Source organism: Micromonospora sp. CA-244673, from assembly GCF_050948395.1.
In the GTDB taxonomy this organism is placed as follows: Bacteria; Actinomycetota; Actinomycetes; order Mycobacteriales; family Micromonosporaceae; genus Micromonospora.
Genome location: NZ_CP192019.1, coordinates 6,441,218 through 6,464,106 on the forward strand (window position 1 = coordinate 6,441,218; position 22,889 = coordinate 6,464,106).

At 74.5% G+C, this 22,889-nt stretch carries 19 protein-coding genes and 1 riboswitch; of the genes, 5 read left to right on the top strand and 14 right to left on the bottom strand.

The features are described from left to right. Positions 1 to 35: 35 nt before the first annotated feature. Together ACQP12_RS29525 and ACQP12_RS29530 are read right to left on the bottom strand one after the other, a co-directional pair. Positions 36 to 443 (bottom strand): roadblock/LC7 domain-containing protein, encoded by a 408-nt coding sequence (locus ACQP12_RS29525; RefSeq protein WP_151463699.1) that lies wholly within the window; start codon positions 441 to 443, stop codon positions 36 to 38. Continuing rightward, positions 440 to 3,469, bottom strand: coding sequence for a nitrate- and nitrite sensing domain-containing protein (locus ACQP12_RS29530; protein ID WP_433283425.1), 3,030 nt, complete (start codon positions 3,467 to 3,469; stop codon positions 440 to 442). Before ACQP12_RS29530 ends, ACQP12_RS29525 begins: the two co-directional genes overlap by 4 nt. 447 nt (positions 3,470 to 3,916) lie before the next feature. Between ACQP12_RS29530 and ACQP12_RS29535 the strand changes: the two genes are divergently transcribed. Continuing rightward, a complete protein-coding gene (locus ACQP12_RS29535) occupies positions 3,917 to 5,098 on the top strand; it encodes an ABC transporter substrate-binding protein (protein WP_433283426.1) in 1,182 nt (393 codons plus the stop codon). Between the two features lie 55 nt (positions 5,099 to 5,153). On the opposite strand, the gene ACQP12_RS29540 is transcribed toward ACQP12_RS29535, so the two are convergent. Together ACQP12_RS29540 and ACQP12_RS29545 are read right to left on the bottom strand one after the other, a co-directional pair. Then, entirely contained in the window at positions 5,154 to 5,951 is a 798-nt protein-coding gene (locus ACQP12_RS29540; protein WP_433289512.1) for an ABC transporter permease, read from the bottom strand. A 142-nt stretch (positions 5,952 to 6,093) separates the two neighbouring features. Beyond that, positions 6,094 to 7,122 (bottom strand): ABC transporter substrate-binding protein, encoded by a 1,029-nt coding sequence (locus ACQP12_RS29545; RefSeq protein ID WP_357938742.1) that lies wholly within the window; start codon positions 7,120 to 7,122, stop codon positions 6,094 to 6,096. A 287-nt stretch (positions 7,123 to 7,409) separates the two neighbouring features. Between ACQP12_RS29545 and ACQP12_RS29550 the strand changes: the two genes are divergently transcribed. The 4 genes from ACQP12_RS29550 to ACQP12_RS29565 all read left to right on the top strand — a co-directional run bounded on the left by ACQP12_RS29550 (position 7,410) and on the right by ACQP12_RS29565 (position 13,125). Next, entirely contained in the window at positions 7,410 to 8,192 is a 783-nt protein-coding gene (locus ACQP12_RS29550; RefSeq protein ID WP_357938744.1) for an ABC transporter ATP-binding protein, read from the top strand. A gap of 2 nt (positions 8,193 to 8,194) precedes the next feature. Then, complete coding sequence (locus tag ACQP12_RS29555) at positions 8,195 to 9,145, top strand: LLM class F420-dependent oxidoreductase (RefSeq protein ID WP_433283427.1); 951 nt, start codon at positions 8,195 to 8,197, stop codon at positions 9,143 to 9,145. Beyond that, on the top strand, positions 9,142 to 9,450 hold the full coding sequence (locus ACQP12_RS29560; protein WP_357938748.1) for a cupin: 309 nt from the start codon (positions 9,142 to 9,144) through the stop codon (positions 9,448 to 9,450). The genes ACQP12_RS29555 and ACQP12_RS29560 overlap by 4 nt, the downstream gene beginning before the upstream one ends. A 75-nt stretch (positions 9,451 to 9,525) precedes the next feature. After that, a complete protein-coding gene (locus tag ACQP12_RS29565; protein WP_433283428.1) occupies positions 9,526 to 13,125 on the top strand; it encodes a hypothetical protein in 3,600 nt (1,199 codons plus the stop codon). Positions 13,126 to 13,170: 45 nt separating this feature from the next. Here ACQP12_RS29565 and thiC read toward each other — a convergent pair whose 3' ends face one another. From thiC to ACQP12_RS29615, 10 genes are all read right to left on the bottom strand, one after another. Continuing rightward, complete coding sequence (gene thiC / locus ACQP12_RS29570) at positions 13,171 to 14,763, bottom strand: phosphomethylpyrimidine synthase ThiC (protein WP_433283429.1); 1,593 nt, start codon at positions 14,761 to 14,763, stop codon at positions 13,171 to 13,173. A 17-nt stretch (positions 14,764 to 14,780) separates the two neighbouring features. After that, positions 14,781 to 15,569: a bifunctional hydroxymethylpyrimidine kinase/phosphomethylpyrimidine kinase gene (gene thiD / locus ACQP12_RS29575; RefSeq protein ID WP_433283430.1), complete on the bottom strand. Its 789-nt coding sequence runs from the start codon at positions 15,567 to 15,569 to the stop codon at positions 14,781 to 14,783. After that, the gene (locus ACQP12_RS29580; RefSeq protein ID WP_433283431.1) at positions 15,566 to 16,171 is read right to left on the bottom strand and encodes a thiamine phosphate synthase; all 606 of its coding nucleotides are present in this window, start codon (positions 16,169 to 16,171) and stop codon (positions 15,566 to 15,568) included. The genes thiD and ACQP12_RS29580 overlap by 4 nt, the downstream gene beginning before the upstream one ends. A gap of 140 nt (positions 16,172 to 16,311) precedes the next feature. After that, positions 16,312 to 17,091, bottom strand: coding sequence for a thiazole synthase (locus ACQP12_RS29585; protein WP_433283432.1), 780 nt, complete (start codon positions 17,089 to 17,091; stop codon positions 16,312 to 16,314). After that, a complete protein-coding gene (gene thiS, locus ACQP12_RS29590) occupies positions 17,088 to 17,288 on the bottom strand; it encodes a sulfur carrier protein ThiS (protein ID WP_433283433.1) in 201 nt (66 codons plus the stop codon). The genes ACQP12_RS29585 and thiS overlap by 4 nt, the downstream gene beginning before the upstream one ends. Further along, a complete protein-coding gene (gene thiO / locus ACQP12_RS29595; protein ID WP_433283434.1) occupies positions 17,279 to 18,367 on the bottom strand; it encodes a glycine oxidase ThiO in 1,089 nt (362 codons plus the stop codon). The genes thiS and thiO overlap by 10 nt, the downstream gene beginning before the upstream one ends. Next, on the bottom strand, positions 18,361 to 18,987 hold the full coding sequence (gene thiE, locus ACQP12_RS29600; RefSeq protein WP_433283435.1) for a thiamine phosphate synthase: 627 nt from the start codon (positions 18,985 to 18,987) through the stop codon (positions 18,361 to 18,363). The genes thiO and thiE overlap by 7 nt, the downstream gene beginning before the upstream one ends. Further along, positions 18,982 to 19,092: riboswitch (TPP riboswitch) on the bottom strand. Its footprint overlaps the gene before it by 6 nt. Before the next feature lie 410 nt (positions 19,093 to 19,502). Beyond that, positions 19,503 to 20,465: an aldo/keto reductase gene (locus ACQP12_RS29605; protein WP_433283436.1), complete on the bottom strand. Its 963-nt coding sequence runs from the start codon at positions 20,463 to 20,465 to the stop codon at positions 19,503 to 19,505. A 21-nt stretch (positions 20,466 to 20,486) separates the two neighbouring features. Continuing rightward, complete coding sequence (locus ACQP12_RS29610; protein ID WP_433283437.1) at positions 20,487 to 22,166, bottom strand: ABC-F family ATP-binding cassette domain-containing protein; 1,680 nt, start codon at positions 22,164 to 22,166, stop codon at positions 20,487 to 20,489. Positions 22,167 to 22,207: 41 nt separating this feature from the next. Then, a complete protein-coding gene (locus tag ACQP12_RS29615; protein WP_357939099.1) occupies positions 22,208 to 22,813 on the bottom strand; it encodes a class I SAM-dependent methyltransferase in 606 nt (201 codons plus the stop codon). Between the last annotated feature and the right edge of the window lie 76 nt (positions 22,814 to 22,889).

Sequence of the window (22,889 nt, forward strand, 5' to 3'; positions counted from 1 at the left end):
ACGGGCTCCGGGTCACCAGGTCACCGGACGGCCGGTCAGGGCCGGACGGCGTCCCTCGGAAGCGGGACCAGCGCCTGGCCGACCCGTTCCACCAGCAGCGCCATCTCGTAGCCCACCTGTCCGACGTCGCAGCTCCGCGCGGCCAGCACGGCCATCGACGAGCCGTCGCTGATCGACATGAGGAAGAGGTATCCGCTGTCCATCTCGATGACGGTCTGGAGCACCCCGCCGGCGCTGAACATCCGGGCGGCGCCCTCGGTCAGGCTCACCACGCCGGAGGTGATCGCGGCGAGCTGGTCGGCCCGATCCGTCGGCAGGTCGCGGGAGGAGGCGAGCAGCAGCCCGTCCGCGGACACCGCCACCACGTGGGCGATGCCCGCCACGCTGTCGGCGAAGTTGGTGAGCAGCCAACCCATGTCCTGCATGGCCGCTGGCCTGTTCATCGGTTCGTCTCCTTGGTCGAGGTGCTGTTCAGGTCCGCGCCGGCCGTCCGACCCCGCTGCACACCGCGGTGGTAGGCCGACAACAGGCCGCGTACTTCGTCCGGGGTGCGCCGGGCGGCCGCCCGGCTGCCCTTCGGCTCGATGCCGCCGGGCACGAGCTGGGCCTGCGGCACCCGCTTGGGCAGGCCGGAACGGGTGGTGCCGGCGTTGCTGGGCTCCGCGGCCTTGCTGGCCCGCGACCACCCCTCGTCGGCCGCCGTGCGCCAGGCCTCCGGGTCGATCGGCGGCGGTGCCGGCGCCGGCTCGGGCACGGCCGCGGCGGGCGCCGGGGACGGGACCGCCGGCGGGGTGTACGGCGGAGGTGTGGTCAACCCCGCCGCCCGGGCGCCCGGGGTCCGGGTCGGCAGCGGCGGCAGCGGCGGCGCGCCGACGGGCTGCGCGGTCGCGGCGGGCTGGGCCGGGGCCGGTGGCTCTTCGTCGAACCGGGGCCGGGTGAAGATGGTGGTCTCGTCCTCGCCGTGCGAGCGGAACCAGACCGCCTCCATCTCCCGGAAGATCGGCGCCTCGGCCGGGCGGGCCGACCGGGCCACCACCGGGGCGGCCGGGGCGGGCTCGACCGCCGGCGCGGCCGGCTGGTAGGCCGGCGGCGCCACCGGGGCAGCCGTCGCCGCCTCGCCGCCCGGGGTCCGGTGCGGCAGCGGATCGAGGGCGGGTTGGCCGACCGTCTGCCCACCCGCCGACCAGCCGGCGCCGGAGACCGGGGCCGGGGCGACGGGGACGGGCGGCGCGGCGGCGACCGGCGCGGGAGCCGGCACGGTGGGCAGCGCGCCGGTCGCGCCGAACTGCACGGCCGGGGTGGTGTCCCGGGCCTCGGCGGGCGCCTGCCAGCGGGCGGGCGGCGGGGTGGCGGCGCTGCGCCACTGGTCGGCCAGGGTGGCCGTGCCGGCCCGGCCCGCGCCGGCGAGCGCGTCGGCGGCGCCCAGCTGGCTGAGCGGGGACTGCTCGACGGCGAGCGGCTGGCGCGGGCGGGTCAGCGGGGCCTGGCCCCGGTTCGCCGGCAGCACCACGGTGGCGTTCGGCAGGGTGACCTGGGCGACGGTGCCGCCCTCGACGTTGCGGCGCAGCTCGACCCGGATCCCGTAGCGGGAGGCGAGCCGGCTGACCACGGCCAGGCCCATGAGCCGGAACGCGGCCACGTCGACCGTGGGCGGGGCGGCCAGCCGGCGGTTGAGCGAGTCGAGCTGCTCGTCGCTGAGCCCGAGGCCGCGGTCCTCGACCTGGATGAGCACGTAGTCGCGGATCCGGCGGCCGTCGGCCACCACGATGGTGTTCGGCGGCGAGAACCGCGTGGCGTTGTCCAGCAGCTCGGCGACCAGCCGGACCACGTCGTTGACCGCGTGCGCGGCGACCGAGATGTCGGTGTCGACCGTGCCGAACTCGATCCGGTTGTAGAGCTCCACCTCGGACTGGGCGGCGCGCAGCACGTCGACCAGGAGCGCGTCGTCGCGGCGCGGCACGGCCGAGTCGGCGCCGGCCAGCACCAGCAGGTTCTCGTCGTTGCGGCGCATCCGGGTGGCCAGGTGGTCCAGCTCGAAGAGCTGGGCCAGCCGCTTCGGGTCCTCCTCGCTGCGCTCGATCGCGTCCAGCTCGCCGATCATCCGGTCGACCAGGCTCTGCGAGCGGCGGGCCAGGTTGAGGAACATCGCCGAGACGCTGGTCCGCAGCGCGGCCTGTTCGGCCGCCACCCGGACCGCCTCCCGGTGGACCACGTTGAAGGCCGACGCCACCTGGCCGACCTCGTCGCGGTTGGTCAGCTTGATCGGGTCCCGGACCTGCTGGACGATCTCGTCGACGCCGCCGTCGCCGATGGCGTTGACGTTCTGCAACCGGCTCACCGCGTCGGGCAGGTCGTGGTTCGCCACCGCCAGCGCGCCCTCGCGCAGCCGGCGCAGCGAGTCGTTGAGGGAGCGGGCCAGCACCACGGCAAGCGTCACGGCGATGGCCAGGGTGAGCAGCACCAGCAGGCTCTCCACGACGGCCTGCCGGATGACGTCGGTGCGCACCGCGTCGGCGTCGGCGAGCAGCTGGTTCAGCAGCTCGATCTCAGCCCACCGCATCAGGTCGCCGACCGCGCCGACGGCCGCGGCGGCCTCGTTCTGGTTGACCAGCGGAGCCTGCCCGACCGAGCGGGAGATGTCGTTGGCGACCCGGTCGGAGAGCTGCACGGCGTCGCCGGAGACGGTGCGGTCCACCAGGGACCGCTGGGCCGGCTCGGCGGCCCGCGAGAAGGACAGCAGGGCCTCCTGCTGGCCGGTCAAAGTGGCCACGAAGGAGGAGAACTGCTCCTCGTCGATCCGGCCGGTGGAGAGCGCGGTGAAGGCGACCGCCTCCTCCTCGGCCACCTCCGCCTTGGCGTGGGCGAAGGCGGCCACCGCGCGGCGGGCGTCGGCAAGGGCCTCCGCACCGGGCTGCTGGGCCAGCGTGTCGCCGTACGCGACGAGGTCGTCGAGGATGATGCCGTAGCGCAGGCTCGCCTCGGAGACCGGCATCTGCTGCCGGTCCAGCACCTCCTGGCGGGTCCCGTTGAGCGTTCCCAGGTGATCGTCGATCACCTTGAGCCGGTCGCGCACCGAGGCCGGCACGTCGCCGAGCTTGCCCCGCTCCTCCTGGTACGCGGCGATCCGCTCGTCCGTGCTCCGGACCCGCAGGTTGTAGGCGTCCGGCTTCTGGTTGGGCGCGACCAGAAAGGACGCCGCCGCCATCCGCTCCTTGTGCAGGTCCTGGGTGAGCGCCGAGACGTCGATCGACAGCGCGGTCAGCGACCGGATCCGGTTGGCCTCGTACGCGCCCTCGCCGACCGAGACGAGTCGGATAGTTGCCAGTGCGATGACGGCCGCCACCGGAACGACGAGGATGAGGGCGAGCTTGGAGCGGATCCGCGCGTCACGCAGCCGAGGCAGTCGCCGTCGCCGGTTCCGCTGATCGGCGTCGGGGCTCTCGGGCAGGGTCGTAGGTCCGGTGCTCACGACATCGCCTCCGTCGTTTCTTCCACGCTTGACCCGCCGACCCGTGCCTGGTGCAGCGGCCAGCGCCACGCGCGGCACGGCCGCGATTTCATCAGACGAGATCCTGTTTGGGAAGCGGCAGTGAGGCAGAAAACGGTCGGGGCCGACGGAACCCGTGATCCGATCACCTAATACCTTCTTTTCTCCAGCCCCCTGAACAGGGCATGTGACTCCAGAGTGGTCGGACGTATCTGCGCAGTAATTGTCGGTTAACGTTCTGTGTCCCCAGCATGTGGGACGGCTGTCCCGAAACGACTCCCGACATCCGCGCTTGACCACAGGGCCCGGCATTGGCAAGGTTTTGCAGGCTTCGCGCACACCGTACGGCACACCAATCCCGATCCTCTACTGAGGACGGACGAGCGGCGGTGGTCGGGCGCTGGCCCGCGCCGCACCTGGAGGACTGAGTTGAGCCCCATCCGCTCCGCGAGCATCGCGGTGCTCGCATCGGCCGTGCTGGCCACCACGCTCACCGGCTGCGGGATCGGCGGGGAACCGCAGGACACCAGTCCGATCGTGATCGCCGCGGACCTCGAACTGTCCGGTGCCTCCGCGTCGATCGGGAAGGTCTACCAGCGGGCCCTGGAACTGAAGAAGGAGCAGTTGAACGCCTCCGGCGCACTGGGTGGCCGGAAGATCGAACTGAAGGTGAAGGACAACCGCTCCGACGCCGCTGAATCGTTGCGGAACATCAACGATTTCAGCGCTGACTCACGGGTCAGCGCCATCATCATGGGCGGTTGCAACGAATGTGCGATCGGCGCCGCTCGCACGATCGGTGAGAAGCGCATTCCCACCATCGCGCTCGCCTCCTCCGGGGAGGTCACGGAACCCGTCGCCGAACGCCGCTATGTCTTCAAGCTGGCACCGAATGCGGCGGACAGCGCCGCGGCCCTCACCGCCGAGATGGTCCGCCGCAACATCCGCAAGGTGGCCGTGCTGCACAGCGCCGACAAGTACGGCGAGGAGGGGCTGGCCGCGTTGGTCAGCCAGTTCGCCAAGGCCGACATCAAGCTGACCCGTGCCGAGTCGGTGCGGACCACCGACACGGAGGTCAGCACCCAGATCGGCAGCCTGGTCGCCAAGAAGCCCGACGCGATGGTCGTCTGGACCCCGCCGGAGCAGGCGTCGCTGGCGGCCGCCACGGCCCGGCAGAGCCGCTACACGGGCGCGCTCTTCTTCGACGCCTCGGCGGCCGGTGACCTCTTCCTGGGCGCCTCCGCCCGATCCACCGAGCAGACCACGCTGATCTTCACCCAGACCATGGTGATCGACGACGTCATCGCCACCACCCCGGCCAAGGCCGCCCGGCGGCAGTGGTTCCAGGAGTACACGGCCCGGTTCGGCGGCTACAACGGCTTCTCCTCGTTCGCCGCCGACGCCGTCCAGCTCATCGCCGACGCCGAGCTGCGGGCCGGCGGCAAGCCGGGCGAGGTGGACCGGGGCGCCCTGCGCGAGGTCCTGGAGACCGCGCAGCTCGACGGCCTCTCCGGGCCGATCCGGATGACCCCGGACAACCACTCCGGCCTGATGCCGCAGGCGCTGACCACGCTCGTGGCGCGCGGCGGCCGCTGGCGCCTGGCCGGTTAGTGGTCGCGGCTGCTCCCGGCGGGAGGCGGGAGACGTCTCCTGCCGGGAGCAGCCGTCAGCGGGCCGAGGTGGTGGCGCGGACCCACGGCAGGGCCAGGCGCTCGACCAGGCTGAGGGCCGAGTAGAGCACGATGCTCATCAGCGCCACCAGCACGATCGCCGCCCACGCGGTCGGGGTGTCGCCGGCGCCGTTGTACTGCAGGATCTGGTAGCCCAGCCCCGGCTGGTCCGAGTAGAACTCCCCGATCACCCCGCCGATCGCGGCCAGCGGCATGGCCACCTTCAACCCGACGAAGATCTGCGGAAGCGCGGCCGGGAAGCGGACCTTCCGGAACGCCTGCCACCAGGACGCGTTCAGCGAGCGGCCCAGCTCGGCCAGGTCCGCCGGCGTGGTGGTCAGCCCGGTCGCCGTGGAGAGCACGATCGGGAAGAAGCAGAGCAGGAACACCATGGTCAGGATGGGCTTCTGTCCCCAGCCCACCGAGATCACCAACAGCGGGCCGAAGGCGATCTTCGGCACCGCGTTGACCGCCACGAGCAGCGGGGCGAACATCCGCTCCACCCGGCCGGACGCGGCCAGCGCCATGCCGATCAGCACACCGGCGAGCGACGAGAGCAGGAAGCCGAGCAGCGTCATCCAGGTGGTGATGCCCAGTGCCGGCAGCAGCACGTCGGTGGTGTCGACCAGCGAACGCCACACCGCCTGCGGCGGGGGCAGCGCGGCCGGGTGGACCAGGTGCAGCCCCGACGTGACCAGCCACCAGGCGGCCACCGCGATGACCAGCCCGAGCGCCGGCAGACCCACCGCCGCCGGGCGTACGACGAGCCGGCGGGCATCCGCGGCGGCCTCCACGGTGGCCGGCGCCTCGGCCCGGGTCCCGGTCAACTGCGTCAACGTGTCCTCCTCTCTGGGCCGGCGCGACGACCGGCACGCGAAGGGGGTGCGCCCCACCGGGTGTCCCGGCGGGCCGCACCCCCGTTGCCCGAGCCGACCGTCAGGCCTTCGGCGCGAGGTTGAAGTCGATGATCTGGTCGGGGGTGAGGTTCTGCTTGAGCGCGCCCGCGCCCTGGAGCAGGGCGATGGTCTTGGCGACCCGCTCGTTGTCCACGGTGCCGATGGCGGTGCCGGAGTTGTTGGAACGGACGTACGCGGCCATCAGCTGCAGCTCGGCGGCGGCCGCGGCCGGGTTGGCGGCCGGCACGTTCTTCTTCAGGATCTCGCCCGCCTCGTCCGGGTGGGCCAGCGAGTATTCGAGGCCCTTCAGCAGCGCCGTGGTGAAGCGCTTGACCATCTCCGGCTTCTCCTTGGCGATCTTGCTGGACGTGACCAGCACGTTGCCGTAGAGGTCCTGCATCACGTTGCTGTAGGGCAGCACGACCGGCGTCTTCTTGGTCACCGTCTGGATGGTGGGCTGGCCGACCACGAACTGGCCGATGCCGTCCACCGCGCCCGAGCCGAGCAACCCGATCAGGCCCTGCGCGTCACCGTTGACCCAGGTCACCTTGCTGGCGTCGATGCCGGCCAGCTTGGCGTACGTCGGGAAGAGCATGCGCACGACGGAGGTGGGGGTGTCGGCGAGCTTCTTGCCCTCGAGGTCCTTCGGGGTGGCGATGTTCTTGCCCTCGACCGTGGCGATGGCGGCCATGGTGCGCTGCTGGATCGCGGCGACGGCGACGAAGTCCTTGGCCTGCCCGTTGGCGAGGAGGAGGATGGCGCCGGTCAGGTCGACCGGGGCGAAGTCCGCCTGCCCACCGGCGACCTGGACCACCCCACCGGTGCCCTGGCCGGGCTTGATGTCGACGTCGAAGCCGGCCTCCTTGAAGAAGCCCTTGTCCTTCGCCACCCAGGCGTAGGAGTCACGGCCGAAGTTGCCGAACGAGGTGAGGTAGGTCACCTTCTCCAGCGCCGCGCCGTTGCCGCCCTTGGCATCGTCCGACTTGTCCGAGTCGCTGCTGCAACCGCCGACGAGGGCGAGGGCGGTGGCCAGCGCTGCGGCGGCGACCGTACGGGTCAGCCTTCTCATCAGTGCACCATGTCCTTTCCGACCAGGGCATGTTCGCCCGGTCGGGTCGTGGGTCCGACGGTGTCGGCAGGAGGGGGAAGCCGACAGGACCGTCGTGAGGGGACTCTTCGCGCGCAACAGCGTACGAGAAGGCCGATGACGTCCGGCGGGCGTACGGGTTGCGGAACGGAAACGAAGTTGCCTGACGGAAAGGAGACTGACGTCCACCCTGGATGGTGCTATAAGGACGGCCGCCCGCTACGCTAGCCCGGCTCACGATCGCGACTGTGGAAGGGAGCCGGCGGGCGATGATCCGACTGTCCGGGGTGTCCCGCACCTTCGACGGCCGCTCGGGGCGGGTCGAGGCGCTGCGCGGCATCGACCTCGACGTCGCCGAGGGTGAGTTCGTCGCTATCCTCGGCCGCTCCGGGTGCGGCAAGTCCACCCTGCTCCGCATGGTCGCCGGGCTGCTCCCGGTCACCGAGGGCGAGATCACCGTGGCCGGCACGCCGATCACGAAGCCCCGCCAGGACATCGCCATGCTGTTCCAGCGGCCCGCCCTGCTGCCCTGGCGCACGGTGCTGGACAACGTCCTGCTTCCGGTGGAGATCTTCGGCTGGAGCCGGGCCAAGCACCGCGACCGGGCCCGCGAGCTGCTGGAGATGGCCGGGCTTGGCGGCTTCGAGAAGCGCCTCCCGCACGAGCTCTCCGGCGGCATGCAGCAGCGGGTCTCGCTCTGCCGGTCGCTCATCGGCGAGCCGCGGGTGATGCTCATGGACGAACCCTTCTCCGCGCTCGACGCGCTCACCCGCGAGGAGCTCTCCGGTGAGCTCCAGCGGGTGCACATGGAGACGAAGGCGACCATCGTCTTCGTCACCCACTCGATCGACGAGGCGGTGCTGCTCGCCGACCGGGTCGTCGTGCTCAGCCCGCGCCCCGGCCGAATCCGCGAGGTGGTCGAGGTGGCCGTGCCCCGGCCTCGCACCCTGGGCCGCCACGCGCACCTGGCCGAGGTGGCCCGGATCAGCGCCGAACTGCACGAACTACTCATGGAGCGCGACGCCGGCGGCGTCGTCGCGGGAGGACTCTGACCATGCGGGTGTCCGTCTTCACCGAGCCGCACCGCGGGGCGAGCTACGACGACCAGCTCCGGTTCGCCCGGCTGGTGGAGGAGACCGGCTTCGACGGCTTCTTCCGGGCCGACCACTACCGCGCCATGGGTGATAAGCCCGGTCTGCCCGGCCCCACCGACGCCTGGCTGACGCTCGCCGCGCTGGCCCGGGAGACCTCCCGGATCCGGCTCGGCACCCTGGTCACCTCGGCCACCTTCCGGCTGCCCGGACCTCTGGCCGTGATGGTCGCCCAGGTCGACCAGATGAGCGGCGGCCGGGTCGAGCTCGGCATCGGCGCCGGCTGGTACGAGCGCGAGCACACCGCCTACGGCATCCCGTTCCCGGCGGTCACCGAACGGTTCGACCGGCTGGCCGAGCAGCTGGAGATCATCACCGGGCTGTGGCGCACCCCGCCCGGCGAGACCTACAGCTTCACCGGGGACCACTACCGGCTGGTCGACGCGCCCGCGCTGCCCAAGCCGGTCCAGCAGCCCGGCCCGCCCGTGATCGTCGGCGGCCGGGGCCCGAAGCGCACCCCCGAACTGGCCGCCCGGTACGCCGACGAGTTCAACATGCCGTTCAAGACCGTCGCCGAGACGGCCGCCGCGTACGAGCGGGTCGCCGAGGCGTGCGACCGGACCGGCCGCACCGCGTCCGGGCGGGCGCCGCTCGTGCTCTCCGCGGGCATCGTGGTGGCCATCGGGCGCACCGACGCCGAGGCGCAGCGCCGGGCCGCGCCGCTGCACGTCAAGAGCGCGCTCCCGCCGGAGGACCCGGTGGTCGGCTCCCCCACCCAGCTCGTCGACCGGCTCGGCGAGTTCGCCGCCATCGGGGCCACCCGGGTGCACCTGCGGCTGATCGACTTCGACGACCTCGACCACGTGGAGCTCATCGCCGCCGAGGTGCTCCCCCAACTGGACGGGCCACGATGACCGAACTCTCCGCCGACCTCGAACTCGGCCCAGTGGGCCAGGAGATCGTCTTCGAGAACGACCGGGTACGCGTCTGGCACATCCGCCTGGAGCCGGGCGAGCGGCAGCCGCTGCACCGGCACGACCACCCCTACCTCGTGGTGGCGGTCCAGGGCGCGAAGAACGTGGTGCAGACCATCGACGGCACCACCATCGACGCCGACGAGCCGACCGGCGGGGTGGTCTACCGCGACCCCGGCGCCGTGCACATGCTGACCAACGTCGGTGACACCACCTACCTGGCCCGGCTCGTCGAGCTGAAGTAGCCACGCCGACGCCATCTCGCCGCGCCACGGGTGGCAAGGTGGCGATCGGGTGCACCGGGCCGTAACGTGCCCGACATGGCCTTTCGGACGTGGGGCAGGCTGCTGCTCACGGCGCTCGGCGTGAGCGTGCTGGCCGGGGCCGGCCAGCTGGGCATCGCGTACGGCTTCGGCGTCGTACGCCTCGACGGCGCGTTCGTCGACGACTCGGTGAACCGGTGGCCCGCCCAGCTCGCCTGGGTCGGCTGGTTCGCCGCGGTCGCCACGGTCGCCGGGGCCGTCCTCACCGAACGCCTCGCCCGCCGGGACGCCTCCCCGGCCGGCACCACCGAGCTGCTCTCCATCGCCGGCGTCAGCGGGCTGGGCGCCATCGTGGTCGCCCCGCTCTGCATGCAGCCGGCCCGCGCCGCCGAGCTGGGTGGCACCGTCGACCCGGTGTGGGCGGTCGGCATCTGCGCCGTCCTCGGGGCGGTGGTCGGGGCGGGCACGGCGATCGCCGTGCTGCTCAAGCCGCCGTTCGGGTGGAGCATCGCGCTCAGCGCCGCGGCCGTCTGGCTGCTCGCCCTGATCTCCGTCGCGCCGTCGGTCGCGTCGACCGGCACGCTGCCGACCGTACGCCTCGGGGTCCTCGAACCGTCCTGGCTGGACCCGGCCGCGGCCCAGCGCCTCGCCATGCTGCTGCTGCCCACCCTGGCCCTGCTGGCCGGCGCAGCCGTCGGCGTGCTGGCCCGCCGGGCCGGCTACCTGCCGCTGGTCGGCGGCGCGGCCGGCGCGGCCGGCCCGGTCCTGCTGGCCTTCGCCTACCTGACGGCCGGCCCCGGCACGGCGGCCGACCGCTACCAGCTCGCGCCCTACTACGGCGCGCTCATCGCGGTCGCCGCCGGAGCGCTCGGCTCGACCGCCACCACGGTGCTGCCCCGACCGGTGACCACGGCCACCGGGCCGGACGCCATCGAACCCACCGACATCCTCCAGCCCCTGCCGTCGTCGCCGGCCACCCCCGGCACGGCCGACCCGGTCCCCACCGCACCGGTGGCCCTGCGCCCCGCCGGGGCGCCCAGCCCGGCCCACTGGGACTGGCCGGCCGCCGGAGGGGTCACCCCCGCGCCCGTGCCAGCCGGGCTCACCCGCCGGTCCCCCGGTCGCCCGGCCCCCGAGCGGCCGGCGGACCGGGACGAGCCGATCCCGGCGCACGGGTCGGGCCCCACCGGCGAGCGCGAGGCGACCCGGCCCGGCTTCCTCGGGCACCGGTCCGACGCGGCGCCCTCCACCGTCGTCGCCGGCGAAGCGACCGATCCGGCCCCGGACGCGCACGGTGCGGAACTGCCGGCCGCCCCGGGTACCACGGCGAGGCCCGGCACGGCCGACGGGATCACGGCGCGGCACCTGGCCCCGGACCCGGACGGCCGGCCCGCGACGGCCGGCGCGGCACCGGGCGTCGCCCCCGAGGACAGCGAGGGGTTCGACCCGCCGAGGTCGGTCTTCACCCCGGAGCCGGGCCCGGACGTCGCACCTCCGGACCGGCCGTCCGACGAGACGAGCCTCGGTCAGCTTCCCGGGTCGCCTCCCCCGGGGCGGCGGACCTCGGCCATCGACGTGCTCGCCGCCGGCCGCCCGACCCCGCCGGCCGAGCCGGAGCGGGCGACGCGCGCTGCCCCGGCGGCGGAGCCGACGCACCCGACCGCATCGCACGCCGAGGCCACGAGGACCACCGGCCGGGCGGAAGCGGGGTCCGTCGCGCCGGAGCCGGTCACGCGCCCCGCCCCGACGACCGAGCCGGCTCACCCGGTGGCACCGCGCGCCGGGGCCCCGAAGACGACCGGCCGGACCGAAGCCGCGCCCGTTGCGCCGCTCCCGGTCACGCGCCCCGACCCGGTGGCGAAGCCGGCGGCAGCGGATACCGAGGCTACGAGGGTCACCGGCCGGGCGGAAGCGCAGTCGGCCATGCCGCGGCCCGCGCTGGACCGGGCGGAAGCGTCGGCCCCGGCGGCGGCGGCGGAACGCGCGGTGGCCGAAGCCTCCCCCACCGAGCCTGAGACGGAGGCCGCTGCGACGCGGCCGACGCGATCCAGGCGGAGCCGCGCCGCCGCCTCGACGCCCACGCCCCGGCCGGCAGACGACGCATCCCCGAAGCCCCGCCCGACGGAGGACACGCGCCCGAAGATGCGCTCGGCGGAGGAGGAGCCCTCGCAGGCCCGGACGCTCGACGGTGCGCTCCCGACGACCCGACCGGTGGACGACGCTCCGTCGGCGGGTCGACCGGCGGACGACACCGCCGCGGAGGCAGCGGCCGAGACGGGTGGATCCACCCCGGCCCCGCCGGCTCCGGCCGGCCGCGCCAAGCGCACCCGCAAGTCCCGGGCCACCCGGGCCACCCCGGACCAGCCGACCGGCACCACACCGGACAGCACCGCCGAGCCGGCCGCGACCAGAGCGGCCACCACGGCGGAGGCCGCCGCCACCACGCCGGACGGCACCTCCGTGCGAGCCGGAACCACGCGGGACAACACCTCCGGGCCGGCCGGGAGCACACCGGACGGCGCCTCCGCGCCTGCCGCCGGGAGCACGCCGGACGGTGCCTCCGCGCCGGCCGGGAGCATCCCGGCCACCGGCCCGGAGGCCACTCCGCACCTCCCGCCGAAGGGCGCCGAGCCGGCCGGCGAGACGCGGGCCTCGGAAGCACCGGCTCCGGCCGAGGCCGGCCCGGGCGGCGGCACGCCGACCGCCGGCGAGCGGCGGAGATTCTTCTTCGATCCGGAGCCGGCGCCGGCCCACCTGCCCGAGCCCCCGGCGTCGCCCCGGCCCCGGATCCCGATCTTCGAGGACACGGCGCCGGGGAACGTCCGGCCGGCCTGGCCGGTCGCCCCCGCCGCGAACTGGCCGGTCACCCCGCGCGGTGGCACCGGGCCGGCCGCGCCGGACGGCCCGACCGCCGGCCGGGACGCCGACCCCGAGGGCACCACGACGGGCGGCGCCACCCGGCCCGAGCCGGCACCGCGCCCCCGGCACCGCGCCCTGCCCGACCTGGGCCGGAGCACCGGCTGGGACGCCCTTGCCAACGCCCGCCCCGCCGACCCGCCCGCTCCACCGCCCACCGGCCGGACCGCGGACCACACCGCCCCCACCGGCCCGGTCCGGGAGGTCACCGACACCACCGGCCGGACCCCGAAGAACAGCGACACCACCGGCCGCACCCCGGAAAACACCGGCCGGCTCCCGGCAGCCGCCGCCCACACCGGCACGGCCCCGGAGACCACCGGCACGGCCTCGGAGACCACCGGCACAGCACCGGAGACCACCGGCACGGCACCGGAATCCCCCGGTACGGCACCGGAGAGCACCGGCGCGGCCGACCGGACACCGGAGGTCACCCGTTCGATACTCGCGGCCTGGGACGGTCCGACCACGGGGGCCGCCGGCAGCGCGACCGGCGGACGGCACGCCGACGTGTCCGGGGCGGACGGGAGCACCGAGGCCGCCGGCGGGAAGTCCAAGGCCCGGCGCAGCCTGTTCCGGCGTAACCGGGGCAAGGGCAGCGAGGCGGCCGAGGTCGACCGCGAGTCCGAGCCGCTCGCCGCGCAGGACGAGGAGTACGTCGACTGGGTCGCCGGCCTCGCCTCCGACGACAACGCGGACGACGCCCGGTCGCTGCGTACCGGCCGGCACCACCGCGACTGAGCCCCGCGGGGCCGGGCCGACCAGCGGCCCGGCCCGCGGCGGCGCTCAGGCGAGTGGCAGGTAGACCCGCGAGCCGCCGGCCACGAACTCCTCGGACTTGTCCTTCATGCCGCGCGCCGCGTACTCCTTCAGCTCCTGGGTGATCTTCATGGAGCAGAACTTCGGCCCGCACATCGAGCAGAAGTGCGCGGTCTTCGCCGGCTCCGCCGGCAGCGTCGCGTCGTGGTACGACCGGGCCGTCTCCGGGTCCAGCGCGAGGTTGAACTGGTCCTCCCAGCGGAACTCGAACCGCGCCTTGGAGAGCGCGTCGTCCCAGGCCTGCGCCCCCGGGTGCCCCTTGGCCAGGTCGGCCGCGTGCGCCGCGATCTTGTACGCGATCACGCCCGCCTTCACGTCGTCCCGGTCGGGCAGACCGAGGTGCTCCTTCGGGGTGACGTAACAGAGCATCGCCGTGCCGAACATGCCGATCATCGCGGCGCCGATGGCCGAGGTGATGTGGTCGTACGCGGGCGCGATGTCGGTGGTCAGCGGGCCGAGCGTGTAGAACGGCGCCTCGTGGCACCACTCCTGCTGGAGGTCCACGTTCTCCTTGATCTTGTGCATGGGCACGTGGCCGGGACCCTCGATCATCACCTGTACGTCGTGCGCCCAGGCGACCTTCGTCAGCTCGCCGAGGGTACGCAGCTCGGCGAACTGCGCCTCGTCGTTGGCGTCCGCGATCGAGCCGGGCCGCAGCCCGTCGCCGAGCGAGAACGTCACGTCGTAGCACGCGAGCAGCGCGCACAGCTCCTCGAAGTGGGTGTAGAGGAAGTTCTCCTCGTGGTGCGCCAGGCACCAGGCCGCCATGATCGAGCCGCCGCGGGAGACGATCCCGGTCACCCGGTCCACGGCGAGGGGCACGTACGGCAGCAGCACCCCGGCGTGCACCGTCATGTAGTCGACGCCCTGCTCGGCCTGCTCGACCACCGTCTCGCGGAACACCTCCCAGCTCAGCTTCACCGGGTCGCCGCCGACCTTCTCCAGCGCCTGATAGATGGGGACGGTGCCGATCGGCACCGGCGAGTTCCGCACGATCGCCTCGCGGGTCTCGTGGATCCGCTTCCCGGTGGACAGGTCCATGACGGTGTCCGCGCCCCACCGGGTGGCCCAGGTCAGCTTCTCCACCTCCTCGGCGACCGAGGAGGTCACGGCCGAGGTGCCGATGTTGGCGTTGACCTTGACCAGGAACGCCTTGCCGATGATGGCCGGCTCGCACTCCGGGTGGTTGACGTTGAGCGGCAGCACGGCCCGCCCGGCCGCGATCTCGTCCCGGACGAATTCCGGCGCGACCCCCTCCCGGATCGCCACGAACTCCATCTCCGGCGTGACGGTCCCGGCCCGGGCGTACGCGAGCTGCGTGGGCCGGCGACCGTCCACGCCGGCCAGCGGGGTGCCGGCGCCGCGCACCGGGGCGACGTCCCCGCGCGCCGCGATCCACGGCCCGCGCAGCGGCGGCAGCCCCACCTCCGGCTCCGAGCCGGGACCGGACGTGTCGTAGAGCCGGACCGGCGGGTTGTCCCCGGTCAACTCGACCTCGGCGAACGGCACCCGGATGTCCGGGCGGGATCCCTCGACCCAGACCTTGCGACGTGCGTGCATGACAGCCTCCCTGTCGCTCAAGCGGACCAGCCGAAGTGGTCCAGCGGGCCGCGTCCCGCCCCCATCTCCCAGTGCCGCGCGCCGGTCAGCGCGCGGGTCACGTACTCCTTGGCGGCGGCCACCGCGACCGGCACCGGGTCGCCCGCCGCCAGCCGGACGGCGATCGCCGCCGAGAACGAGCAGCCGGTGCCGTGGTTGTGCCGGGTCGGCACCCGGGGCGCGCGCAGCAGCGTGGTCGCGCCGCCGCCGGCCAGCACGTCCACCGACTCGCCGGCCGCGTCCACGTCGCCGCCGGTCACCACCACGTACGCCGGGCCGGCGGCCGCCAGCGCCTCGGCCGCCGCGACCATCTCCTCGACCGTGGTCACCGGGCGCCCGGTGAGGGCCGCGGCCTCCGCGCAGTTCGGCGTCGCCACCTCGGCGTACGGGAGCAGCCGCTCGACCGCCGGCGCCACGCCGAGCCGGTGCCCGCTGGTGGCGACCAGCACCGGGTCGACGACCAGATGGGGCAGCCGGCCCGCCTTCGCCGCCTCGGCCACCGCTTCGGCGACTGCGGGGGTGCCGAGCATGCCGGTCTTCACGGCCCGTACGTCGAAGTCGCCGAGCACGCTGTCGAGCTGGTCGCGCACGGTCTGCGGGGGCAGGGGCAGCACGGCGTCCACGCCCCGCGTGTTCTGCGCGGTGACCGCGGTGATCACGCTGGTGCCGTAGGCGCCGAGGGCGGCGAAGACCTTGAGGTCGGCCTGGATGCCGGCGCCGCCGCCCGAATCGGATCCGGCGATCGTGAGGAGTGTTTTCGGCGTCATGGCTTTTTCCTGGTTGCGGTTGAGGGCTGGTGGGCCGCCGTCAGCGTGGCGGCGACCTCGGTGGGGTCCTCGGCGCGCATCAGGGCGCCGAGCACGGCCACCCCGGCCACTCCCGCCGCGACGCAGGCCGCCAGCTGTTCCGGGGTCTCGATGCCGCCGAGCGCGAGCACCGGCACGGGGCTGGCCGCGATCAGCTCGCGCAGCCCGTCGGGGTGCAGGGGTGGGCCGTAGCCGGGTTTGGTCCTCGTCGGGAAGACCGGCGACAGGGTCGCGTAGTCCTCCGTCGTGAGCCGGGCCAGCTCCGTGGCGTCGTGGCAGGAACGGCCGACCAGCCCGGCGGCCGGCGGCGGGTACGGGCCGGCGGCCGGCAGGTGGACGGCGTCCCCGCCGAGCGGGTCGGGCCCGGCCACGACCAGGGTGCCGCCGGCCTCGGCGAGGATCGCGCGCAGCTCGGTGGCCAGGGCGGCGCGCTCGGCCCGGGACAGGTCCTTCTCCCGCAGCACCACCCAGCGCACTCCCCCGGCCACGGCCGCCTCCACGACCTCGACCAGAGGTCGCCGCGCCACCCGCCGGTCGGTCAGCAGAACCACGCCCGACGGCACGGCCTTGCCGGAGATCGTGCAAGGTTCCGGCCCCTCCACGGGCCATTCCGCGCCAAGAGCTGCGGAGCAGACCGCGATCCCGGTGCTGGGCGGCGCTTCGGCCGGCGTTCTCGTGCTGAGATCGACCGGGGAGCCCGCCGTCACAGCTCGGGCCTTCCCTCGTCGGGGGTGGAGGCGAGGGCGTGGAAGCGGCGGGCGATCCGGCCGGCCCCGTACGCCAGCCGCCCGGCCTCGACCGCGTGCCGCATGGCGGTGGCCATCGCCACCGGGTCGGCGGCCCGGGTGACCGCGCTGGCCAGCAGCACGGCGTCGCAGCCCAGCTCCATGGCGAGCGCGGCGTCGGACGCGGTGCCGATCCCCGCGTCGAGGATCACCGGCACGTCCACGCCCTGCCGGATCAGCCGGATGTGGTGCGGGTTGGTCACCCCCAGCCCGGAGCCGATCGGCGCGCCGGCCGGCATCACGGCCGCACAGCCCACGTCGGCCAGCCGCCGGGCCAGGATCGGGTCGTCTGACGTGTACGGCAGCACGGTGAACCCGTCGGCCACCAGTTCCTCGGCGGCGCGCAGCAGCTCCACCCCGTCGGGCAGCAGCGTGCGCTCGTCGCCGATCACCTCCAGCTTCACCCAGTCGGTGTCGAACGCCTCCCGGGCCAGCTGGGCCACCTTCACCGCCTCGGACGCGGTGTAGCAGCCCGCCGTGTTCGGCAGCAGCCGTACCCCGCACCGGTCCAGCAGGTCGAGCAGGCCGCCGGCGGCGGCCGGTGCGGTGTCCACCCGGCGCAGCGCCAGGGTGACCAGTTCGGTGCCGGAGGCGCGGATGGCCTGCTCCAGCACGTGCAGGTTGGCCGCGCCGCCGGTGCCGAGGATGAGCCGGGAGCCGAAGCCGACCCCGCCGATCTCGAAGGACATCCGGCTCACCCGCCCTGGGCGGCGCTGAGCACCTCGACCCGGTCGCCGGCGCGCAGCACGGTCGCCGACCAGCCGCCGCGCGGCACCACCTCGCCGTTCACCGCGACCGCGAGGCCGCGCTCCTGGGCGGTGACCGCGCGGACCACGTCGGCGACGGTCGAGCCGCCGGGCAGCTCCCGTCCCGCGCCGTTGACGATCAGTTCCACCTGGGCTCCTTCCCGAACCGGTCCGGGGTGAAGGGGGCGAGCAGCGGATCCGGCTCGCCGGTGACGATCCACTCGGTGACCAGGTCGGCGGTGACCGGGGTGAGGACGATGCCGTGCCGGTGGTGCCCGGTGGCGACGAGCACGCCGGGCCGGCCGGGCAGCCGCCCGATGATCGGCGCGTTGTCCGGGGTGCCGGGGCGCAGCCCCGCGGTCGCCTCGACCAGGTCGTACTCGGCCAGCTCCGGCACCAGGTCCACGGCGGCGCGGAGCAGCCGGAGCACCGCCCCGGCGGTCACCTCGGTGTCGGCGCGCTCCTCGACGGTCGCCCCGACCACCACCTCGCCGCTGTCCCGGGGCACCAGATAGATCGACTCGCCGTCGGCGTACCCCCGGATCACGTGCCGGAAGTCCGGCGCGCCGCGACCGGGCGCGCGGAGCCGGAGCACCTGGCCCTTGACCGGCCGGACCGGCAGCCCGGTCAGCGCGGCGGCGCCGCAGCCGGCCGCCACCACGGTGACCTTGGCGTCCACCTCGGACAGCGCGCCGACCCGGGCCGGGTTCAGCACCGCGCCGGCCCGCCCGGCCGCCGCCCGCAGCGCGGGGACCAGCCGGCGCGGGTCGACCTGGTGGTCGCCGGGGGCGACCGCGCCGCCGCGCACCCGCGGGGCCAGCGCCGGCTCGCGGTCGCGCAGCTCCGAGGGGCGCAGCGGCGTGATCGGCAGTCCCAACCCCCGCTGGTACGACCAGAGCCGCCGCGCCTCGGCCAGGTCGTCCGCGGTGAGCCCGACCACCAGGGTGCCGTCGGCCCGGTACCCGACGTCGGCGCCGGCCGCCTCGGCCAGGTCGGCGGCGAAGCCGGGCCAGCGGGCGGCGGACTCGGCGAGCAGGCCGGTCAGCTCGTGCTCGCCGAAGTAGGCCTCGGCGACCGGGGAGAGCATCCCGGCGGCGACGTGCGAGGCCCCGGAGCCGGGAGCGGGATCGTGGACGGTCACGCGCAGCCCGCGGGAGGCGCACCGCCACGCGATCGCCAGCCCGACCGGTCCCGCCCCCACGATGGCGACGTCCGGTCGGGTCAGCACGTCAGCGCCGCGATCAGCTCGGCGGTCGTGCGGGCGGGATCGGGGCTGGCGGACAGCGCACCCACCACCGCCACCCCGTACGCCCCAGCGGCTCGCAGCGCCGGCACCGACGCGGCGGTCACCCCGCCGATCGCGATCACCGGCACGTCCACGGCACCGGCCACCGCGCGCAGCCCGGCGGGGCCGATCGGATCGGGGAGGCCCGACTTGGTGGTGGTGGCGTGGCAGGGGCCCACGCCCAGGTAGCTCGCCCCGGCGGCGACCGCCGCGACGGCGCCGCCCGGCTCCCGTGCGGTCGCGCCGAGCACGGCGCCGGCGCCGAGCACCCGGCGGGCGGCCGCTACGGGCAGGTCCTCCGCGCCGACGTGCCCGCCGTCGGCGTCGACCGCCAGCGCCACATGCAGCCGGTCGTTGACCAGGCACGTCGCCCCGTACGGCCGGCACAGGCCGACCACCCGCCGGGCCAGCTCGTACGCCTCCCGGTCGCTGGCGTCGTCTTCGACCCGGACCTGGACGACCAGCTCGGCGCGGGCCACCGGCAGGGCGGCACGCAGCACGGCGAGCGGGTCCCGCCCCGGCCGGGTGTCGGTGATCAGATGCAGTCGTCCCAGGGACGGCACGGCAACTCTCCTCCCTGCGCCGGCATTACCCGGATCAGGTTCGACGGTCGGGGGCTTCCAGCCCCCCTCTCAGCCCGGTGGCACCGGGCTCCCGTGGGTCACTTGCGGGCCTACCGTACGACGTGCGCGCGCATCCGCCAAGGGGCACGTGGGGAATTTCCCACCGACCGTCCCGAGTGGAGGACGGAGACAGCACGTGATCTCCCGGTCACGTCATGCTGTCGGGATGCCCTCGTCCGCCCACGTTCCCCGCCGGCTGGCCTTCCTACCGTTCCGAGGCAGCGCCGCAGTCGCCGAGGGCCTCCTGACCTGGGCGATGCTGCAGGGCCCAGCCTGGTGCCGCCTCCTGCCCGACGTGTACGTGCACCGCGACGGCCACCGCCCGGACGACCATCGCATGTGGTGCGACGCCGTGGCGTTACGCCTGCCGGGGGCGGACGGCGCGGCGCGGCGCGGCGCGGACAGCATGCTGCCCCGGCGGCCGGGCAGGCGGGCCGGGGCAGCGAGCGGGTCGGTCAGAGGATCGCGTCGAGGGTGTCGAGGTCCTCGTCGGTGGGCTGCCAGGTGCCCGCCTCGGCGTTGGCGCGTACCTGCTCGGGCGTGGTGGCGCCGGCGATCACCGAGGTCACGGCCGGGCGGGCGGCGAGCCCGCCGATGGCCACCTGGAGCATGCTGATCCCGCGCTCGGCCGCGTACGCCTCGATGGCCTCGATGGTGTCCCAGTCGGCGGCGGCGAGGCGCTCGGCGTACCGGCCGCCGCCGGAGAGCCGGCTGCCGGCGGGCGGGGTCTCGTCCCGCTTGTACTTGCCGGTGAGCAGGCCGTTGGCCAGCGGGAAGAACGGCAGCATGCCGAGGCCGAACCGCTCGCACGCCGGGATCACCTCGGCCTCGACGGACCGTTCCAGCAGCGAGTAGTGGTTCTGCGCGGAGATGAAACGCGTGCGGCCCTGGGAGGAGGCGGTCCAGTCGGCGTCGGCGATCTGCCAGCCGGCGAAGTTCGAGTTGCCGAGGTAGCGCACCTTGCCGGCGGTGACCAGGTCGTCCAGCGCGGCGAGGGTCTCGTCGATCGGGGTGCCCGGGTCGGGCTCGTGCATCTGGTAGAGGTCGATGTGGTCGGTGTCGAGGCGGCGCAGCGAGGCCTCGACCGCCCGGGCGATGTAGCGGCGGGCGCCCCGGGCGCCGTGGTCCGGCCCGTTGAGCCCGTGCATGTCCATGCCGAACTTGGTGGCGACCACCACGTCGTCCCGGCGCCCCTTGAGCGCCTGCCCGAGGAGTTCCTCGGAGCCGCCCTGCGGCTCACCGTAGATGTCGGCGGTGTCGAAGAAGTTGATTCCGGCGTCGAGCGCAGCGTCGACGACGGCGCGGGTGCCGTCGAGGTCGAGCTTGCGGCCGAAGTTGTTGCAGCCGATGCCGACGACGGACACCACGAGTCCGGAGTCGCCGAGCCGGCGGTAGGTCATCTCAGTCACGAGATCCACCCTATGCCGCCGCGCCCGGCGTCACCTGACGTCCCAGACCGGCTCCGGGGTCTCCACCACCTCGCCGTCGCCGCGGAACAGCACGAACCGGTCGAACGAGCGGGTGAACCACCGGTCGTGGGTGACCGCGACGACCGTCCCGGCGAACGCGTCCAGGCCCGCTTCGAGGGCCTCGGCGGAGGCCAGGTCGAGGTTGTCGGTCGGCTCGTCGAGCAGCAGCAGGGTCGCCCCGGACAGCTCCAGCAGCAGCACGAGGAAGCGTGCCTGCTGGCCGCCGGACAGGGTGCCGAACCGCTGGTCGCCCTGCCCGGCCAGCTCGTACCGGGACAGCGCCGCCATGGCGGCGTGCCGGTCCATGCCGGCCCGGTGTTCGTCGCCCCGCCACAGGATGTCGACAAGCGTCTTCGCCATCAGCTCGGGCCGGTCGTGGGTCTGGGAGAAGTGGCCGGGCCGGACCCGGGCGCCGAGGCGTACCTGGCCGCCGTGCGCGACGGGGGTGAGCGCCGCCGCGCCGTCGACCGGGGTGTTGGCCGGGTCGGGGTCGGTGCCGCCGCGGGCCAGCAGGCGCAGGAAGTGCGACTTCCCGGTCCCGTTCGCGCCGAGCACCGCGAGCCGGTCGCCGTACCAGAGTTCCAGGTCGAAGGGGTAGGTCAGGCCGTCCAGTTCGAGCTGCTCGGCGATCACCGCCCGCTTGCCGGTCCGCCCGCCGGTCAGGCGCATCCGGATGTCCTGCTCCTTCGGGGGTACGGGCGGGGGCCCGGCCTCCTCGAACTTGCGCAGCCGGGTCTGCGCGGCCTGGTAGCGGGAGGCCATCCCGTCGTTGTACGCGGCCTTCTGCTTGTACATGAGCACCAGCTCGCGCAGCTTCTGGTGCTCCTCGTCCCAGCGGCGGCGCAGCTCGTCGAGGCGGGCGTGCCGGGCCACCCGGGCCTCGTGCCAGCTGGCGAAGCCGCCGGGGTGCACCCACGCGCTGCCGCCCTCGACGGCGACCACCCGGTCGGCGGTCTGGGCGAGCAGCTCCCGGTCGTGCGAGACGTAGAGCACGGACTTGCCGGACTCGCGCAGCCGGGCCTCCAGCCAGCGCTTGCCGGGCACGTCGAGGAAGTTGTCGGGCTCGTCGAGAAGGAGCACCTCGTCCGGGCCGCGGAGCAGCAGTTCCAGGGCGAACCGCTTCTGCTGGCCGCCGGAGAGGGTCCGCACCGGGCGCTCCCGGGCGGCGTCCCACGGCAGGTCGAGGACGATGGTGGCGACGGTGTCGAAGAGCACCTCGGCGTCGTACCCGCCGGTCTCGCCCCAGGCGGCCAGCGCGTCCGCGTACGCGAGCTGGGCCTTGCCGGCGGCGCTGCTGTACTTGCCGCGGACCTCGGCCGCCCGCATGGCCGCCTCGGTGTCGGCGAGGCGGCGACCGGCGTCGCGCAGCGCGGGCGGGGCGAGCGACAGCGCCAGGTCGGCGAGGGTCGACTCGTCGCCGATCATGCCGATGAACTGCCGCATCACGCCGAGCCCGCCGGAGCGGGCGACGGCGCCGGTCTTCACCGGCAGGTCGCCGGCGACCATGCGCAGCAGGGTGGTCTTGCCGGCGCCGTTGGGGCCGACGAGGGCCACCTTGGCGCCCTCACCGACCCGGAACGACACCTCGGCGAAGAGTTCCCGGCCGTCCGGGAGGATGTGCCCGACACCTGCCACGTCCACGTATCCCACGCGGGCATCCTGCCCGAGGGGCGGGCGCGGGCGACACCCGATTACCGGGTGACCCGGAGCACCCGGTAGCCCTTCTGGCTGGCGTGCCGCTCGACCTGCCAGCCCTGTTCGACCAGCCAGCGGTGCAGCGAGTCGCCGCCGAGGTGCCGGGCGACGACCAGCCAGGCCACCCCGTCCGGGGTGAGCCGGGGCAGCCAGCGCCGCAGCAGCTCGTGCAGCTCCGGCTTGCCGATGTGGATGGGCGGGTTGGACCAGATCTGGGTGAAGGCGAGGTCGGCGGGTACGTCGTCCGGCGCGGCCACCCGGACCCGGTCGGCGGCCCCGACCCGGGCGGCGTTGGCGGCGGTGAGGTCGCGGGCCCGCTGGTTGACGTCGACCGCCCAGACGGTGGCGGCCGGGGCGGTGCCGGCCAGCACGCAGGTGATCGGCCCGAAGCCGCACCCGATGTCGAGGAGCGGGCCGGTGGCGTCGTGCGCCGGCAGTTCGGCCTTGCGCAGCAGCACCGCCGTGCCGGGGTCCAGCCGGGCGGCGGAGAAGACGCCGGCGGCGGAGGCGAGGGTGTAGTCGCGCCCGGCGACGGAGAACTCGACCTCGCGCGGCTGGGCGGGGGTCGCGGGTTCAGCGGTGAAGTAGTGGTCGCCGGTCACGTCGGGCATTGTCGCACCGCCCGGGAGCGGCGCCCGCGACGGTGCGGCGGGCAGGACGGAACGCCACTCCGCCGGA